The organism is Trichlorobacter ammonificans, from assembly GCF_933509905.1.
GTDB lineage: Bacteria > Desulfobacterota > Desulfuromonadia > Geobacterales > Pseudopelobacteraceae > Trichlorobacter > Trichlorobacter ammonificans.
Genome location: NZ_OW150024.1, coordinates 1,364,815 through 1,382,371 on the forward strand (window position 1 = coordinate 1,364,815; position 17,557 = coordinate 1,382,371).

The 17,557-nt window shown below is 61.5% G+C and carries 14 protein-coding genes; 9 read left to right on the plus strand and 5 right to left on the minus strand.

The annotated features are described in order from the left end of the window. The first annotated feature begins 3 nt into the window (after window positions 1-3). The 4 genes from RAK07_RS06265 to rsmA all read left to right on the plus strand — a co-directional run bounded on the left by RAK07_RS06265 (window position 4) and on the right by rsmA (window position 4,380). Window positions 4-1,155, plus strand: a complete 1,152-nt coding sequence (locus RAK07_RS06265) for an aminotransferase class V-fold PLP-dependent enzyme (RefSeq protein ID WP_305731976.1) — start codon at window positions 4-6, stop codon at window positions 1,153-1,155. After that, window positions 1,152-2,468 carry a PhoH family protein gene (locus tag RAK07_RS06270; protein ID WP_305731977.1) on the plus strand — a complete coding sequence of 439 codons (1,317 nt, stop codon included), beginning with the start codon at window positions 1,152-1,154 and terminating at the stop codon, window positions 2,466-2,468. The genes RAK07_RS06265 and RAK07_RS06270 overlap by 4 nt, the downstream gene beginning before the upstream one ends. 71 nt (window positions 2,469-2,539) lie before the next feature. Beyond that, window positions 2,540-3,568, plus strand: coding sequence for a tRNA (adenosine(37)-N6)-threonylcarbamoyltransferase complex transferase subunit TsaD (tsaD, locus tag RAK07_RS06275; protein WP_305731978.1), 1,029 nt, complete (start codon window positions 2,540-2,542; stop codon window positions 3,566-3,568). Next, the gene (gene rsmA / locus RAK07_RS06280; protein ID WP_305731979.1) at window positions 3,565-4,380 is read left to right on the plus strand and encodes a 16S rRNA (adenine(1518)-N(6)/adenine(1519)-N(6))-dimethyltransferase RsmA; all 816 of its coding nucleotides are present in this window, start codon (window positions 3,565-3,567) and stop codon (window positions 4,378-4,380) included. The genes tsaD and rsmA overlap by 4 nt, the downstream gene beginning before the upstream one ends. Before the next feature lie 50 nt (window positions 4,381-4,430). On the opposite strand, the gene RAK07_RS06285 is transcribed toward rsmA, so the two are convergent. Next, a complete protein-coding gene (locus RAK07_RS06285; RefSeq protein WP_305731980.1) occupies window positions 4,431-4,976 on the minus strand; it encodes a Ros/MucR family transcriptional regulator in 546 nt (181 codons plus the stop codon). Window positions 4,977-5,188: 212 nt separating this feature from the next. On the opposite strand from RAK07_RS06285, the gene RAK07_RS06290 reads away from it, so the two are divergent. Next, complete coding sequence (locus tag RAK07_RS06290) at window positions 5,189-6,073, plus strand: DUF362 domain-containing protein (protein WP_305731981.1); 885 nt, start codon at window positions 5,189-5,191, stop codon at window positions 6,071-6,073. Window positions 6,074-6,076: 3 nt separating this feature from the next. Further along, window positions 6,077-7,618: a 4Fe-4S binding protein gene (locus RAK07_RS06295; RefSeq protein WP_305731982.1), complete on the plus strand. Its 1,542-nt coding sequence runs from the start codon at window positions 6,077-6,079 to the stop codon at window positions 7,616-7,618. Between the two features lie 168 nt (window positions 7,619-7,786). On the opposite strand, the gene RAK07_RS06300 is transcribed toward RAK07_RS06295, so the two are convergent. The 3 genes from RAK07_RS06300 to rsmD are packed head-to-tail and all read right to left on the minus strand — an operon-like array spanning window position 7,787 to window position 10,084. Further along, window positions 7,787-8,986, minus strand: coding sequence for a pyridoxal phosphate-dependent aminotransferase (locus tag RAK07_RS06300; RefSeq protein WP_305731983.1), 1,200 nt, complete (start codon window positions 8,984-8,986; stop codon window positions 7,787-7,789). A gap of 23 nt (window positions 8,987-9,009) precedes the next feature. Continuing rightward, a complete protein-coding gene (coaD, locus tag RAK07_RS06305) occupies window positions 9,010-9,525 on the minus strand; it encodes a pantetheine-phosphate adenylyltransferase (protein WP_305731984.1) in 516 nt (171 codons plus the stop codon). Further along, window positions 9,515-10,084, minus strand: a complete 570-nt coding sequence (rsmD, locus tag RAK07_RS06310) for a 16S rRNA (guanine(966)-N(2))-methyltransferase RsmD (RefSeq protein ID WP_305731985.1) — start codon at window positions 10,082-10,084, stop codon at window positions 9,515-9,517. The genes coaD and rsmD overlap by 11 nt, the downstream gene beginning before the upstream one ends. A gap of 192 nt (window positions 10,085-10,276) precedes the next feature. Here rsmD and RAK07_RS06315 point away from each other — a divergent pair, with 192 nt between their 5' ends. Next, entirely contained in the window at window positions 10,277-11,161 is an 885-nt protein-coding gene (locus RAK07_RS06315; protein ID WP_305731986.1) for an HDOD domain-containing protein, read from the plus strand. Between the two features lie 152 nt (window positions 11,162-11,313). Here RAK07_RS06315 and RAK07_RS06320 read toward each other — a convergent pair whose 3' ends face one another. After that, window positions 11,314-13,317 carry an ATP-dependent helicase gene (locus RAK07_RS06320; protein ID WP_305731987.1) on the minus strand — a complete coding sequence of 668 codons (2,004 nt, stop codon included), beginning with the start codon at window positions 13,315-13,317 and terminating at the stop codon, window positions 11,314-11,316. Between the two features lie 165 nt (window positions 13,318-13,482). Between RAK07_RS06320 and ppk1 the strand changes: the two genes are divergently transcribed. Both ppk1 and RAK07_RS06330 read left to right on the plus strand, forming a co-directional pair. Next, window positions 13,483-15,717: a polyphosphate kinase 1 gene (ppk1, locus tag RAK07_RS06325; protein ID WP_305731988.1), complete on the plus strand. Its 2,235-nt coding sequence runs from the start codon at window positions 13,483-13,485 to the stop codon at window positions 15,715-15,717. A 148-nt stretch (window positions 15,718-15,865) separates the two neighbouring features. Further along, window positions 15,866-17,557, plus strand: coding sequence for a cache domain-containing sensor histidine kinase (locus RAK07_RS06330; protein WP_305731989.1), 1,692 nt, complete (start codon window positions 15,866-15,868; stop codon window positions 17,555-17,557).

The window sequence follows — 17,557 nt, forward strand, 5'->3', positions numbered from 1 at the left end:
TCGGTGGGGATCTATCTGGACAATGCGGCCACCTCTTTTCCCAAGCCGGAAGCAGTCTATGAAGCAGTCATGGAAACGATGCGGGAGGTCGGTGCCTCTCCCGGCCGGGGAGGCTATGGCCGCTCCCTGGAGGCGTCACGCCTGCTGATGACGGTGCGGGAAGCCGTGGCGCGACTGGTCAATGCAGCGGATGCGGAGCGGATAATCTTTACGCATAATGCGACCGCCGCTCTCAACCAGGCGGTAATGGGGGCGTTGACACCGGGGGATCACGTGATCACCAGTGTCATGGAGCATAACTCCCTGCTGCGTCCCCTGCGCCTGCTGGAGCAGTCGGGAGTGCTGCTCAGCGTGGTGCCCGCGGACGTGCAGGGGCTGGTCGATCCGGCTGAGGTACGGCGTGCCGTCCGCCCTGAAACCCGCTTGATTGCCCTTTCCCATGTTTCCAACGTGACCGGCGGCATGCAACCACTTGACGCCCTGGCCGACATCGCGCGGGAGGTCGGCTGTCTGCTGCTCGTGGATGCGGCCCAGTCGGTGGGAGTGCTGCCGCTGGACATGCAGGCCATGGGCATCGATCTGTTGGCGGCGCCGGGGCACAAGGGGCTCATGGGCCCCCAAGGGACCGGATTTCTGGCTCTGTCGCCGCGGGTGACGCTCCGTCCGCTGTTGGTGGGGGGAACCGGCGTTAGCAGTGAGCAGGAGCTGCAGCCGGTGCGGTATCCGGAAGGGTTCGAGGCCGGCACCCACAACCTGCCGGGCATCGCCGGGCTCGGTGCTGCCATTGGTGTTCTGCTGCAGGCCGGTGTGGCGACTGTCGGCAATCACGAGCGGAGCCTGGCCGAAGCCGTTCGCAGCCGTCTGGAACACCTGCCGGGACTGCAGCTGTATGGTCCACGGGAGCCGCGTCGGCGGACCGGCCTGCTTTCTCTGACCATCAGCGGCCGTGACCCGGCGGAACTGGCTTTCTTCCTTGACCGGGAGTACGATATTGCCACGCGTGCGGGGCTGCACTGCGCTCCCCATGCCCACCGTGCTATCGGCAGCTATCCCGCCGGTACCCTGCGGGTAAGCCCTGGCTGGTTCACCACCATGCAGGATATGGACATTTTCTGTGAAGCACTGACTGCCATAGTTGAGAAAGGTCATTCATGAAACAGTTCATTCTGGACACCAACGTACTGCTGTACGATCCCCAGGCAATTTTCAAGTTTCAGGACAACGCCATCGTCATACCGATCACGGTCATCGAGGAGATTGACCGTTTCAAGAAGGATATGAACGAGACCGGCCGCAACGCCCGTACCATTTCACGTATCCTGGATACGTTACGTGAAAAGGGTTCTCTGGCGGAGGGGGTGTCGCTGGCCGGCGGCGGTACGCTGCGGGTGGAGTTGTGCGAGGACCACGCGTTGAATGACATGCCCCGCGACCTGCGGGACGACAAGGGGGATAACCGTATCCTTGCCGTGGCGGTGGCAACCAAGCGTCGCTTTGCCGAGGATCCGGTCATCTTCGTCACCAAGGACACCAACCTGCGGATCAAAGCCGACGCCATCGGTCTGGTGGCGGAGGATTTCGAATCTGACAAGGTGGATATCCAGGAGTTGTACGCCGGCGCCCGCAACCTTGAGGTTGATCCCGATGCCATCGACCGTTTCTACGGCCAGGGATGGCTGGAAGCGCCGTGGGGACTGCTGCCCAACGAGTACGCCACCCTGGTGGACACTCAGAATCCCAGCCATACCGCGCTCTGCCGCTTTGACGCGCCCCAGGGAAAGGCGGTACCGGTTAGAAAGATTCCCCGCGAGGGGATCTGGAGCATTCATGCCCGCAACCGGGAGCAGCAGTTTGCCCTTGATGCCCTGATGGACGACAACGTCAAGCTGGTCTCCCTGGTGGGCAAGGCCGGTACCGGCAAGACCTTGCTGGCCATTGCCGCCGGTCTGCACAAGGTGGCGGAGGAAAACGTCTACAACCGTCTGCTGGTTTCCCGTCCGGTTTTCCCCCTGGGCAAGGATCTGGGCTTTCTGCCGGGTGACATCGAAGAAAAACTGTCCCCCTGGATGCAGCCGATCTTCGACAACGTTGAACTGCTCATTTCGGGTCATGAGGCGGAGAAGCGGCACAGCAAGGGGTACAAGGAGCTGATCGCCATGGGGCTTCTGGATATCGAGCCGCTCACCTACATCCGCGGCCGTTCCATCCCCAACCAGTACCTGATCGTGGACGAGGCCCAGAACCTCACCCCCCATGAGATCAAGACCATCGTCACCCGGGCGGGGGAGGGGACCAAGATCGTCCTCACCGGCGACCCCTACCAGATCGACAATCCCTACGTGGACTCTTCCAGCAACGGTCTTTCCTACTTGGTGGAGCGGATGAAGCAGGAACGGATTTCGGCCCATGTCACCCTGACCAAGGGGGAGCGGTCGGAGCTGGCTGAACTGGCGGCGAACCTTCTGTGAACAGGCCGGTTGGACCTGTCGGAGCGCTCCGCCAGGTCCGACAGGCTCCTTTCCCCTTGAATAGAGACACCATGCTTCTTCTCACGATCGAATCATCCTGCGATGAAACGGCTGCCGCCGTGGTGCGCGACGGCCGCACCATCCTTTCCAACGTGGTTTCCTCCCAGGTGGCCGTCCATGCCGAATACGGCGGCGTGGTGCCGGAGATCGCTTCCCGCAAACATCTTGAGATGATCACGCCGGTGGTCCGGCAGGCGTTGCACAAGGCCGACGTTACCCTGGAGCAGATCGAGGGGATTGCCGTGACCCGCGGTCCGGGCCTGCTGGGTGCGCTGCTGGTGGGGGTCTCCGCGGCCAAGTCCCTGGCGTTTGCCCGCTCCCTGCCGCTGGTGGGAATCCATCATATCGAAGGGCATCTGCTGGCCCCGGCCCTGGAACAGCACCTCGGCTATCCCTTTCTGGGGCTGGTGGTATCCGGCGGCCATACCCACCTGTACCTGGTGGAAGGGGTCGGTCGTTACCGCACCCTGGGACGCACCATCGACGATGCCGTGGGGGAGGCTTTCGACAAGTCCGCCACCCTGCTGGGGCTGGGCTACCCCGGCGGGGCGTTGATCGACCGGCTGGCCCGGCAGGGAAACCCGACGGCGATCCGTTTTCCCCGTCCCCTGCTGCACGACGGCAGCCTCAATTTCAGTTTCAGTGGCCTGAAGACCGCGGTGCTGACCCATCTCCGGAAACAGCCGGCCGTACCGGAGGGACAGGAGCTCCACGATCTGTGCGCCTCCTTTCAGGCGGCAGTCTGCGAACTGCTGGTGAAAAAGACCGAGGCAGCCCTTGAGCTGACCGCTGCGCGGCGCCTGGTGGTTGCCGGCGGCGTGGCCTGCAACAGCGGCCTGCGCGCCGCCATGGGCGAGATGGCGCAGCGCCGTGGGGTCGAACTTCTCTTTCCGTCTCCCGCGCTCTGTGGTGATAACGCCGCCATGCTGGCGGTGGCGGCTGACGCCTACCTGAGCGCCGGTTGCTGCGACCGTCTCGATATGGATGCCGTGGCCACCTGGAGCATGGATCAGGTGGCTCGCTGGGAGCGGCTGCCATGACCGTTTCCTATCCCCGCCCCCGCAAGGCCCTGGGACAGAACTTCCTGACCGACGGCAACATTGTCGCCAAAATCCTGCGTGCAGCCGACATCGGCCCCGGCGACAACGTGCTCGAAGTGGGACCGGGGCGGGGAGCGCTAACCGAACTGCTGGCACGGAAGGCAGGACGTGTCACTGCCATTGAGTTCGACCGTGACTTGGCCGAAATTCTCCGGCAGCGTTTCAGGGATACACCGGCAGTGACCATTCACGAACAGGATGTTCTCAAGGTTGATTTTGCCTCGCTGCTGGGGAATGAGCGGTGGAAAGTGGTGGCCAATCTGCCCTACAACATCTCCACTCCGGTACTGTTCAGGTTTCTGGAGGAACGCCACTGCTTTTCCCGGCTGGTGCTGATGCTGCAGAAGGAGGTGGGAGAACGCCTGGCCGCGCCGCCGGACTGTGGCGACTACGGTATCGTTACGGTACTGCTGGGGCTGTGGTTCGAGATACGGCGGGAGTTTCCGGTGCCGCCGGGCTGTTTCTATCCGGTGCCCAGGGTCGATTCGGTGGTGGTGTCGCTGGTACCGCGACCGCAGCCGCTGGCACCGGTTCCCGATCAGCAGCTCTTCGAGCGGGTGGTGCGGGCTGCCTTTGCCCAGCGCCGCAAAACGTTGCACAACTGCCTGAAGGCTGCCGGACTGGCCGATCCGGCGACACTGGCCCGTGCGCTGGAGCACTGCGGCATCGACGGAAGACGACGGGGAGAGACCCTCACCATTGCCGAGTTTGCCGCCCTGGCAACTGGACTGGCAGCGCCTGCCGCACCATGAAAAAAACCGCCGTTTCCGGCGGTTTTTTGTGTCCAGCTTGACGGTGCGTTTTACTTCTTCGGTGCCTTGGGAGCAGCGGTTTTGCGAGGCTTGGGAGTAGCCTTGGGAGCCTTTGTCGTGACGGCCTTTGACTTGACGGCAGCCGGTGCCGCCTTGGCGGCAGCCAGCCGTTCCAGGCGAGCCATCCGTCCTTTGGCAAGATTCTCACCCAGGTTGTTATTGAGAGCTGCCTGGCGACGGGCTTCCGAGTAGTTCTTGGCGGCCAGGGGGGTGCCGGCGGGAAGCTTGAACTGTTTGCGATAGGCAGCCGGCTTCATATCATGGGCCTGCTTCAGGTGACGCGACAGCGTCTTGAAGCCGCCCTTGCCGCAGATCAGGCAGACGATCTGATCCTTCTGGATCGATTTTTTCGGATTGACAACAGCCGGCGTCTCCTGGGCAGCGCCGGTACCCTCGGAGCCCGGCTCGGCATCCAGGTTTTTCAATGCCTGATAAACCTTCTGAATTTCAAGCAGCAGCTCGTCGGACGACATTTCAACCGATGCCGCGTGCGAAGATACGATATTGGCGGTAAGCTCGACAAGAATTGATGACATGGCTTTATTCCCTGTCCTTTCCAGTTTATTGTTATGAATATCAGTTCGTTTAGCAGCAACCTTCACGGAAGGCAACTGTTTTTCCGTATAGTAACATCATTCAGTACAATTTTATTGATGGAGTGCATGACCGGTATCGATTGAGAAGCTCTTGCGAGGCTGCCGGTTTAGCGTATACTTAATCGAACGTTTTCGAGCAGAGGAGTTCAGTCATGGATAGACGCAGCTTTCTCAAGTCTGCCGGTGTTGGGGCATTGTTTGCACCCGTTTTGGCCAAGCAAGTATTCGCCGCTCCGGAGCAGCCGCTGGTTGCGGTTGCCGAAGGAAAGGATTATCCCGGTATCACCCGTAAAGCGATCAATGCCCTGGGAGGCATGAAACGGTTTGTCAAAACCGGTGACACGGTGGTGGTGAAGCCGAACATCGGCTGGGACCGTTCGGTGGATTTGGCGGCCAATACCCATCCGCAGGTGGTGCGTGCCGTGGTGGAGGAGTGCCTGGCCGCCGGTGCCAGGCGGGTCAAGGTCTTTGACCATACCTGCAACGATCCGCGTCGCTGTTACGTGAACAGCGGTATGGAGGCGGCCCTCAAGGGGATGAGGCAGGTTGAACTGAAACAACTGGAACCGGAACGATTCAGGAAGGTCGCCCTTAACGGACAGTTCCTCAAGGAGTGGGAGCTGTACGACGAGGCTCTGTCCGCCAACGTCTACATCAATGTTCCCATCGCCAAGCACCACGGCCTCTCCCGCTTGACCCTGGGACTGAAGAACGTGATGGGGATCATGGGGGGGAATCGCGGGTACACCCACCGCAACCTCGATACGGCGCTGGCTGACGTGAACAGCTTCTTCAAACCCCACCTGACCATCATCGACGCCACCCGCATTCTGACCGCCCACGGCCCGCAAGGGGGTAACATCGCCGATGTCAAGGTGCTCAATACCGTCATCGCTTCGCGGGATGTGGTGGCGGCAGATGCCTTCGCCACCACCCTGTTCGGTCTGAAGCCTGCGGACATTGCGGTGACGGTGGCGGCCCACAAACGGGGGCTGGGTGAGATGAATCTGAACAACGTCAAGGTTGTGCGGGTCTGAGGAATGAAGCGTTCTCCGGCCCGGGTTTCGCAGCTCCTGTTTCTGCTCCTCTTTTTGCTTCTGTTTCTGCAGACCGAGTACCGGGGGGCGGACGAGATCAACGCCGCAGTCAACGCCTTTTTCCGGGCCGACCCGCTGGTGCTGGTCAGTTACCTGCTGGCGGCGAAATCCTGGAGCTGGCTTTTGCTGCCGGCCCTGCTGCTGGTGGTTGCAACGTTGCTGCTGGGGCGGTTCTTCTGCGGCTGGGTCTGTCCCCTGGGAACGGTTCTCGACCTGCTGGCACCGAAGCAGCGGCCCCGGGGCGGGCTCGTCATTTCGTCATCGCTGAAATACTGGCTGCTGCTGCCGCTGCTGACGGCCTCCCTCTTCGGCCTCAACCTCTCCGGCTTGCTGGACCCACTGGCCATCCTGGTACGGGGGCTGACCTTTTTCCTGCATCCGCTGCTGGGGGAGGCGGTCCGGGAGGGGTGGGTCGGGCTGTATCGTACCATTGGCGAGCAGCGCGACACCCTGAATCCGGCCTACGAACTGCTGCGCAGCCATGTCCTGCCGTTTCGCGATACCGTCTACCCCCTGGCCCTCTTCTCCATGCTGCTTTTGACGGCAATCATCCTGCTGGAACGGCTGGAGGCCCGTGCCTGGTGCCGCCATCTCTGTCCGCTGGGAACGCTGCTGGGCTGGCTGGCCCGTTGTACTCCTTTTCGACGGACGCCGAAGGGTCTGTGCGCCGACTGTGGCCAGTGTCGTGCGCTCTGTACCATGACCTTTGACCAGGGGCAGCTTGACAAGGAGCTGTGTACGCACTGTATGGACTGTCGGCGGGGCTGTCCCCACGACCGGATTTCATTCAAGCCGGCCCTGGCGGGGTGGGGCAGGCCGCAGCCGCTGCTGCCGGAGCGGCGGCTGCTGCTGGGGGGAATGGCCTCGGGGGTGTTGCTGGCTCTGCCGGCACGCTTCCGCTCCCCGGAGACGACGCCGACGCTGCTGCGGCCACCCGGTGTGCGCGATGAAACGGAATTCCTGGAAAAATGCGTGCGGTGCGGTGAATGCATGAAGGTCTGCCTGAAAAGTGCGCTCTATCCGGCTGCCTGGCAGTCCGGCTATGCCGGTCTGTACACACCCCTGGTTATTCCCCGGCTGGGCTACTGCGAATACAACTGCACCCTCTGCGGTCAGGTCTGCCCCACCGGGGCCATTCCCAACCTGCCGGTGGCGGACAAACGGCGGGAGGTGATCGGCAAGGCGGTGTTCGTCAAGGATCACTGCCTGCCCTTTGCACGAAAGATGGACTGTATCGTCTGCGAGGAACACTGCCCCATACCGGCCAAAGCGATCCGTTCGCGGGAGGTTACGGTGCGGAATCATGACGGCAGAACAGTGGTGGTGAAGGAGCCCTACGTGGTGGAGGAGATCTGTAACGGCTGCGGTATCTGCGAATATGTCTGTCCGGTGGAAACCGGGGCCGGCATCAGGGTCTATGCGGTGAAGAACCGTGCGCCGAGCAGTGGTGACCTGCAGCGCTCCGAAAATTCATTGCCGTACTGAAATTAGTTCTACTTCACGGCTTCCCTCCCCCCAGAGGGGGAGGGGTCGGGAGGGGGAAGTAGAATGCAACAAAGTAGAAACAAAATATCGCCGTCAAAAACAATCGGGCATTGAAACGACTCTCCGTTCAATGCCCGATGGTGTATGTGAAGTACCCTTCTATAAAGACTACTTCAGGTTTTTGATCGCCTCTTCGATCCGGTCCATCCCCTTCTTGATGTTCTCCATGCTTATGGCGTAGGAAAGGCGGGCGTAGCGGTCGTCACCGAAGGCAACTCCCGGCACCAGGGCCACTTTTGCATCCTCCAGCAGATAGGCGGCAAAATCCGAGGAGTTTTCGATCTTCTTGCCGGCCGGAGTGGTCTTGCCGTACACCCCCGAGAAGTTGGGGAAGACGTAGAAGGCGCCGTTGGACTTGAAGCAGGAAACCCCCGGCATGGCGTTCAGGCGGTCCACAATGTAGGTGCGGCGTTTTTCGAACTCCACACACATGGCGGCCACGGCGTCCTGAGAGCCGTTCAGTGCTTCCACCGAGGCCTTCTGGGCAATGGAGGTGGCGTTGCTGGTGGACTGGGACTGCATCTTGGTCATGGCGGCCATCAGTTCCTTGGGACCGCAGGCGTAGCCGATCCGCCAGCCGGTCATGGCGTAGGTCTTCGAGACGCCGTTGACCACGATGGTACGGGACTTGAGTTCCGGCACCACCTGGGCGATGGTGTAGAAGGTGAGGCCGTCATAGATCAGGCGCTCGTAAATGTCGTCGGCAACCACCAGCACCTGCTCGTGCTTGAGCAGGACGTTACCCAGGGCAGCCAGTTCCTCCTTGCTGTAGGTGGAGCCGGTGGGGTTGCAGGGGGAGTTGAGGATCAGGTACCTGGTCTTGGGGGTAATGGCTTTCTCCAGTTGCTCCGGGGTGATCTTGAAGCCGGTGGACTCGTCGGTCATGATGAAGACCGGGGTGCCGCCGGCCAGCACCACCTGGTCCGGATAGGATACCCAGTAGGGGCCTGGGATGATGACTTCGTCGCCTTCCTGGATCAGGGCCTGGGAGATGTTGTACAGGGTATGCTTGGCGCCACAGGCCACGGAGATTTCATCACGGGTGTACTCCAGGCCGTGATCCCGCTTCATCTTGGCGATGATGGCGTCTTTCAGGTCGTCGGCGCCGCCAACCGGCATGTAGCGGGTGAATCCGGCGTCGATCGCCTTCTTGCCGGCCTCGCGGATGTTTTCCGGCGTATCGAAATCAGGCTCGCCTGCGCCGAAGCCGACGACATCGACCCCTTGGGCCTTGAGGGCCTTGGCCTTGGCGTCAATGGCAAGGGTGGGTGAGGGTTGGATCTTGTTGACGCGATCTGCGAGTTTCATACTGCCTCCTTGTGTGTAGTCGATCAGACTGAATCGGCGGACTGGCTGCCGGTAAGACCGTACTTCTTCTGCATGGCCGCCTTGACTTCGGCGGGAACGAAACTGTCCACGTTGCCTCCCAGAGAGCAGACTTCCCGGACGATGGAGGAAGAGAGGTAGCCGTACTGTACCGAGGTCATCATGAAGAGGGTCTCGACGTCGTGGCTGATGCTGTTGTTCATCTGCGCGATCTGAAATTCATACTCGAAATCGGAGATGGCCCGCAGGCCGCGAACCACCACGTGGGCGTTTTTTGAAGCAACATAATCTATCAGAAGGCCGCTGAAGGTGTCAACGGAGACCCGTTGCTCGTCCTTGAGCACCGAGCGGATCAGGGCGATCCGCTCGTCAATGCCGAATAGGGCGTTTTTCTGGGAGTTGCGGGCAACCGCTACGATGACGTGTTCGAAAATCCTGAGGCTGCGCTTGATGATGTCCAGGTGTCCGTAGGTGATCGGGTCGAAAGAGCCGGGATAGATGGCGATTCTGCTATGGGGCATGGCGTGCCTCCGTGGTGAAGAATAGGATGGCCGTGTCGCCGTAGACGCGGCGATCATGGAGGGTACAGCTGCCGATCCGTTCAGGCAGTTGGCTTCGGCTGTCCGTTTCCATGACCAGCGTTCCGCCGGGTTCCATTAACCGGTCCGCGACCTGCTCCAGAATCGTGGTCTGCAGGCCGGAGTCATAGGGGGGGTCGAGCAGTGCCAGGGTAAAACGCCGGCCATCGTCGGCAAGACGCTCTATGGCCCGTAATGCATCCTGCCTGAGTACGGTGGCGTCGGTGTCGCAGCCGGTGCGGGAAAGATTGGCCTGCAGAGCCTCAAGTGCCGGACGGTTCTTTTCGACAAAGACGCAGGATGCGGAACCGCGGGAGAGGGCTTCGATTCCCAGAGCACCGCTGCCGGCGAAAAGATCCAGCACATGTGCTGCTTCGAGCAGGCCTGCATGCTCGAGAATGTTGAACAGCGCTTCCTTGACCCGGTCGGTGGTGGGGCGCGTGGTGGTACCTCGTGGTGCCGTAAGCTTCAGACCGCCCGCTCTGCCGGAGATAACCCGCACCGTCTTTCACCTCGTTGTAACACATGGTTTGTAACGCCTGCTCGTGTGACGCGCCAGGCGAACCCTACCTGAGGGGTCGGCAGCTGTCAAGGTACAACGGCTTAATCGCAACTACCGGAAAAGTTATCTTTTCAGACGCGTTGTGACTTGCTATATATGCAAAAGTACTTTAATCCGACGGGAGACCGTTCCATGGAAACCGACAAGTTGACTACGGCCCGCGCCATCATGAAGGGATTCACGGTCCTGCCCACCGTTCCCGCCGCCGCGGCCAAGGCGATCAGGCTGCTGAACGAGGATGATGTCGACATGGGGGCCGTTGCCGACGTCATGCTGTCGGACCAGGTACTGGCCGCCCGGGTGATCCGGATCGTCAACTCCCCCCTCTGCAAGGTGATGGGCCAGATCCAGTCGGTCCGTCAGGCCTTGGTGTATCTGGGGCCGCAGCGGGTCTTCGAGATCATTCTCACCTCCTGCTTTCTGGAGGTAACCGATACCAACAACCGCAGTCCGCTGCGCATCCAGGACTGTTGGGAGCATGCCTTCGGAGTGGGGCTGGTGGCCCGCCGTCTGGCAGAGTCGATCGGCTATCCCCAGCCGGAAAAAGCGTACGTTGCCGGCATTCTGCACGATGTTGGCGAAGTGATTCTGAGCCAGCACCGCCGCCAGGAGTATATGCGGGCCATGGTACTGGCAAAGGACGAGGGGATCGATCTCTACGACGCCGAGGTGCGGGTGTTCGGTACCAGCCATGCCGAGGTGGGCCGTCTGCTGGGAGAACAGTGGAATTTTCCCCAGGAGTTCGTGGAGGTGATTTCACTGCACCATGATTCGAACCTCGGCGTGCTTCCGCCGCTGACCCTGCTGGTGGCCCTGGCCGACCGCTTCTGTATCGGCGTGGGCTTAAGCAGCATGGGAGAGCAAAACACCAACAAGATACTGGGCTGCGCCGATGCGGTACGCCTGATGCAGGAGCATCTGCCCCACGTCGGCAGTTGCGACTTCGATTCCCTGATGATTTCAATGGAAGGCCTGACCGATGAGGTCAGTTGTGCCGTGGAATCCATCTATTCCTGAGCGTGTCATTCCTGCCGACTGGCAGAGCATGATCCGGTTATGAACCGCTACATGCTCTGCCAGCCGGCGTGTCGATACCACTCCCGCATGCAACCGGGCGTCGCCGCCCCGCGTCCCTCTGCGCCCATAGTAGATTCAGGTTTTCTCAGGAGTTACTCCTCCTCCGCCAGCATTCGCGCAAAAAAGTCGGCCCCCAGGTCGGCACTTGGTGCAGCAGCTTCCCCCGTACTCGCTCCCTCCAGTAACTGTTCCGGTATTTCGGCCAGAAAGCGGCTGGGCTGCCGCTCTTCACGAACCCCGTACTTGCGGCGGGTACGACAGCGTGACAGCACCAGCCGTTCCCGGGCGCGGGTAATCCCCACATAGCAGAGCCGCCGCTCTTCCGCCACCTCGGGGTCCTCATCCGCCGAGCGATGGTGGGGGAGCAGGCCCTCCTCCACCCCCACCAGGAAAACATGGGGAAACTCCAGCCCCTTGCTGGCGTGGAGCGACATCAGGGTGACCGCATCCTGCTGTTTTCCGTCGTCGGTTTCCCGGCGGTTGTCCTCCAGCAGCGATATCCGCTCCAGAAAGCTTCCCAGGGTTGCACCGGGGGTGCGCTCCTCAAAGGCGGAAAGCGCGTTTACCACCTGCTCGATGTTCTCGATCCGCTTGCGGGCTTGGGCGGCATCGGCCTGGGTGCGGTACATCTCCTCGTTGATACCCAGGCTGCGGAACAGTGCCGCTGCCTGACGCCCCATTTCCACCGGCTTGAAGCCGGCGATCTCCTCATCCAGCATCCTGCTGAACGTGGCGACCGCCGTCCGCGCCGCTTCCGAAATCCCCGCGATGTCATGCACCCGGTGGATCGCCTCGTGGAGGGAGCGGTTGTGTTCCAGTGCCCATTGCTGCAAGCGCATTAGGGTGGTGTCGCCGATCCCCCGCCGGGGGAAGTTGATGATCCGCACCAGCGCCGCCTCATCCCGGGGATTATTCAGGACGGTCAGGTAGGAGAGGGTATCCTTTACCTCCTTGCGTTCGAAGAAACGCTGGCCTCCCACCAGCACGTAGGGAATCCCCTCCATCCGCAGTGCCTCTTCAAAGGCACGGCTCTGGGTGTTGGAGCGGTACAGGATGGCGAAGTCCCGCCAGGGGCGCTTGCTGCAATACTGGGCCAGCTGCAGCTGTTCCACCACCAGGCGTGCCTCTTCCTCATCATCCTCAGCCACCAGCAGACCAATGGGGTCGCCGTTGCCGGAGGCGGTCCAGAGCGCCTTGTCGCTGCGCAGGCGATTGTTGCCGATGACGGCGTTGGCCGCCGCCAGGATGGTGCCGGTGGAACGGTAGTTCTGCTCCAGCTTGACCACGGTGCAGCCGGGCCGATGCTGGGCAAAGGAGAGGATGTTGGCGACGTCGGCGCCACGCCAGCCGTAGATGGCCTGGTCGTCGTCCCCCACCACGCACAGGTTGCCGTGCCGCTCCGCCAGGAGGGACATCAGCCTGAACTGTCCGGCGTTGGTATCCTGGTACTCGTCCACCATGATCTGGCAGAAACGCTGCTGCCAATGGTCGGCCGCCTCCGGGTGGTGCTCCAGCAGGTGCACCGCCAGCAGGATGATGTCGTCGAAGTCGATGGCGTTGTAGGCCCTGAGCAGTTGCTGGTACCGGGGATAGACCGCCTTGACCGCCGCATCCAGCGGATTTCCCTGGGGGACGGGGTAGTCGTCCGGGCCGAGCAGGCGGTTCTTGGCCAGGGAGATGCGCCAGCGGATCAGGTCGGGATTGAACTGCTTCGGATCAAGGTCCAGGTCGCCCATTGCCTGACGAATAACGCCGCTTTGGTCGCTTTCACCGTAGATGGAAAAGTTGGGGCGGTACCCCAGTCGTCTGATGTCGTGGCGGAGAATACGGACTCCCAGGGAATGGAAGGTGCTGATGATCATGCCTTCCGCCAGTTTGCCGGCGGCACCCTTTACCCGCTCCTGCATTTCGCGGGCAGCCTTGTTGGTGAAGGTGACCGCCAGGATCTGCTCGGCCGGGATGCGGTGCCGCTTGAGCAGGTTGACGATACGGCTGGTGATGACCTGGGTCTTGCCGGAGCCGGCGCCGGCAAGCACCAGCAGGGGGCCGGAGAGGTGTCGGGAGGCGGCCAGTTGTTCGGGGTTCAGAGATGTCATGGGAGTGGCTCTGTACCATACTCCCGCCTCCCAAGGCAACCGTGAGCGAATGTTGCAGGATGGTTACAGCGTGCAAGATCGCTTGCAGACCGGAAAATACCGGCTACAATGCTGGGCACGGAAACGATCTTCAGATGTGTGCAGTCGACAGGAGCGGTACCGATCATGAGCGATCCAGCCCAGCAACCGACAAAACGGCAGCCGAAAGCAAAGCCGAAGGCAAAAAGCAAGCATCCCCGCAAGCCGGTCCGTGCCGGCTCGCCTGCGGCAGTGACCACGGAAAGCGCACCGGGTGTCGATCCGGCCGACAGCGCCTGGTATCTCAACCGGGAGCTGACCTGGCTCGCCTTTAACCGGCGGGTGCTTCACGAAGCGGCCGACAAGCGGACGCCGCTGCTGGAACGGATCAAATTCCTGGCCATCGTCGGTTCCAACCTGGACGAGTTTTTCATGAAGCGGATCGGCGGCCTGAAGCAGCAACTGGCCGCCAACGTGCTGGAACTGACCCCCGACGGCCGCACGCCCCGGCAACAACTGGTCGAGTGCCATCTGCAGGTCCGCCAGCTGGTGGAGGAAAAAACCCTGCTCTTCCGGCAGTTGATGAAGATGCTGGACGACAGGGGCATCGAGGTGGTGAGCTGGAAAGAGTTGACGGCCAAGGAGCAGAAGCTGTTGCGGGAACTCTACCAGCGCGATGTTTTTCCGTTGCTTACCCCCCAATCCATCGATCCGGCCCATCCGTTTCCCTTTGTTTCCAACCTCTCCCTCAACCTGCTGGTGACGGTCCGCTACCCCCGGGAGAAGGAGGTGGCGCTGGCCAGGATCAAGGTTCCCATGGGAACCGGCGTGCCCCGGTTTATCCGGGTGGGGCGCGCCGAGCGGTTCATTTTGCTGGAGGAGGTGATGGCGGCCAACCTGGACATGCTGTTTCCCGGCATGAAGGTGGTTTCCTGCGAATTCTTCCGGGTAACCCGCAACGCCAACACCGAAAAGGACGAGGAAAAAGCCGACGACCTGGTGGCCATGATCGAATCGGAACTGCAGGAACGGCGCTTTGCGCCGATCGTGCGGCTGGAGGTGGCGGTGGGGATGGACCCGGTTCACCGCGGCCGCCTGGCGGCGGAACTGGACCTGGACGAGGAAAGCGACGTGTTCGAGGTGTCGGGGATGCTGGCCCTGCGCGACCTCTTCGAACTGGCCCGCCTCAACCATCCCAAGCTGCACGATCCGCCCCATCATCCGGTGGACCCGCCGCAGTTGCCGGCGGGACACAACATCTTTCACATCATCCGCAAGGCCGCTTCTCTGCTGGTACACCATCCCTACGAGTCGTTCGTCAGCTCGGTGGAGCGCTTTCTCAACGAGGCAGCCGACGACCCCAAAGTCTGCGCCATCAAGATGACGCTGTACCGCACCTCCAAGGAGGGGCGGCTGATTGAGTCCCTGGTGCGGGCCGCGGAAAACGGCAAGCAGGTGGCGGTGGTGGTTGAACTGAAGGCCCGCTTCGACGAGGCGGCCAACCTGCGCATTGCCGAACGGATGGAGGAGGCCGGCATCCATGTCACCTACGGCGTGGTGGGCCTCAAAACCCACTGCAAGGTGATCCTGGTGGTGCGGCGGGATTACAACGGTATCCGCCGCTACGTCCATCTGGGCACCGGCAACTACCACAGCGACACTGCCCGGCTGTACAGCGACCTGGGGCTGTTTACCGGCGACGAGCAGATCGGCCAGGATGCCACGGAACTGTTCAACTACCTGACCACCGGTTTTTCCCCCAACCGTACCTACCGCAAACTGCTGCCGGCCCCCAAGTTTCTGAAAAAGGCGCTGCTGGAAAAGATCGAGCGTGAGATTGTCCTGCACCGGGACAAGGGGGGAGGGCACCTGCAGTTCAAGATGAACGCCCTGGAAGATGTCGATATCGTCCACAAGCTCTACACAGCCTGTCAGGCCGGGGTGAAGGTGGATCTCTACATCCGGGATTCCTGCCGTTTCCGGCCCGGCATTGCCGGACTCTCCGAATCGGCGCGGGTGGTCAGCATCGTGGGGCGCTTTCTGGAGCACAGCCGAATCTACTACTTCCGCAACGGCGGCAGCGAAGAGTACTACATCGGCTCGGCCGACGTCATGAAGCGCAACCTGGAGTCACGGGTGGAGATCCTGGCGCCGGTGGAACTGCCGGAGCTCCAGGCCCGCCTGCGCATGATCCTGGACGGCCATGACCGCGACCAGCGCCACGCCTGGGAGATGCTGCCGGACGGCACCTATCTGCAACGGCAGCCCAAGGGGACCGATGACCAGGAGGGGCTGCACCAGTTCCTGATCGATCATGCCGAACGGGCGGCCCGGGAGGCGCGACGGCTGAAGCGGCGCGTGGCCAAGGTGGTGCACCGCTGACAGGATCACGGCCGCAGTCCGCTCCGCATGCAGGAACCGCAAACCCTGAATCCGTCAGCTTCATGCAGGGCTGACAAAGATGGCAGGAAATACCTGATTTTTTCTGGAATTTTGACAGCCCGCCGGCTTCAATAGAGCTGAACAACCTATGACCAACCTGTTCCGTCAGCCCGGTTACCGAGTGCTCATCGTCCTGACCCTGTTGATTCCGCTGGTGCTGTTTGTTCTGACCGCCTGGCTGGACTACCGGGCACTGCTGCGCCTGAACAGGGAAGAGGCGATCCGTACCGCAACCATCCTTGAACAGCACACCGCGCATGTGTTTGAAACCGTGCAACTGGTTGCGGAGCGGGTGAATGCCGAGCTTGACCAGAGGAGCTGGCAGCAGATAGAGCGTTCAGAGGAACTGCGGGCAACCCTCAGAAAGCTGGAACAGCAGTATCCCCAGGTGGAATCCATCTGGCTGGTCGACGAGAAAGGGGTGCTGCGTAACGCCAGCTGCCCGCTGCCGCAACATCCGGTATCCGTCCGTGACCGTGATTATTTTCAGGCTCTTATAAGCGGTTCTCGTCCCTTCAGTATCGGTACCGTCGTGACCCACCGGGTCACGAGCGAGCTCACCTTCAATGTCGCTTTCCGTCGTGGCAACGGCAGCTTTAATGGTGTTATCATCATGAGTCTGCGGCCGAGCTACTTCAATACCCTCTGGACCGGTGCGGTGCTCCGTCCGGGAACCTCGGCCCTGCTGTTCCGCCGGGACGGCTCTCTGCTGGCGCGGGAACCGGAGCTTGATCCGGCATGGCTGCGTCTTGCCCTTGACTCCCCCCAGATGCGGGCGGTCAGCGGTAGAGCGCAGGGTTCCTTTATCGCGCCGTCACACCAGGACAACATCGTACGGCTTTACGGCTTCAAACGTCTTGAAAAGGTTGACCTGATCCTGCTCTACGGTATCAGCCTGCAGAGCATCCGCGCCACCTGGCACCAGCACCTGCTGTTGTACGGCAGCCTCTTTGGCGCGGCAACCCTGGCGCTGATACTGCTGACGCGAACCAACGCCCACTTGCACCGCAGCCTGGAACAGCGGGTTGAACAACGGACGGCAGATCTGAGCGCCGAGATCGCCATGCGGCGGCAGATTGAGCAGGAGTTGGTTGCCGTGCAGCAACGGCAGGCCGATATGGCCACCGAGCTCTCATTGCTGGACCAACAGGTGCGGCTCACGATCGCCACCGGGCTGCATGATCAGATCGGCCAGTCGCTGGTGCTGCTGAGGATGAAATTGGGGAATCTCGAAGGAATGACGGCTCCGGGGTCGGTTATGCAGGACGCCTGCCGTGAGCTGCGTCCCTTGCTGGATCAGGTAATTGCCGAGGTCAGGTCCCTGACCATGCAGCTCTGCCCACCAATACTGGCAACTGCCGGCCTGGGACCGGCCCTTGCCTGGCTCTGCCGCACGATCACCAAGGACTATGGTCTTCTGGTTCACTGCACCGACGACGGCACTGACAAGCAGCTTAGTGAGGTGGTCCGTTCCATCGCCTATCAGGCGGCCCGCGAGCTGCTGATCAATGTGGCCAAGCATGCCGAGACCGGGGAGGCATGGCTTGAGCTCGCCAGTGATAACGGCATGCTGCGGCTGGTGATCCGGGATAACGGCATCGGCCTGAACCCGGCCCTGCTTTATAAACCGCAAAAAATGACAGGATTCGGACTATTCAATCTGATGCGCCAGATCAGGTTTCTGGGTGGGGAACTGCAGGTCGGCAGCAACAGACCGCAGGGGACGGTTATCACCGTCAGGCTGCCGCTGGAGTCCTCCATGCCGGCTGACGATGCATGA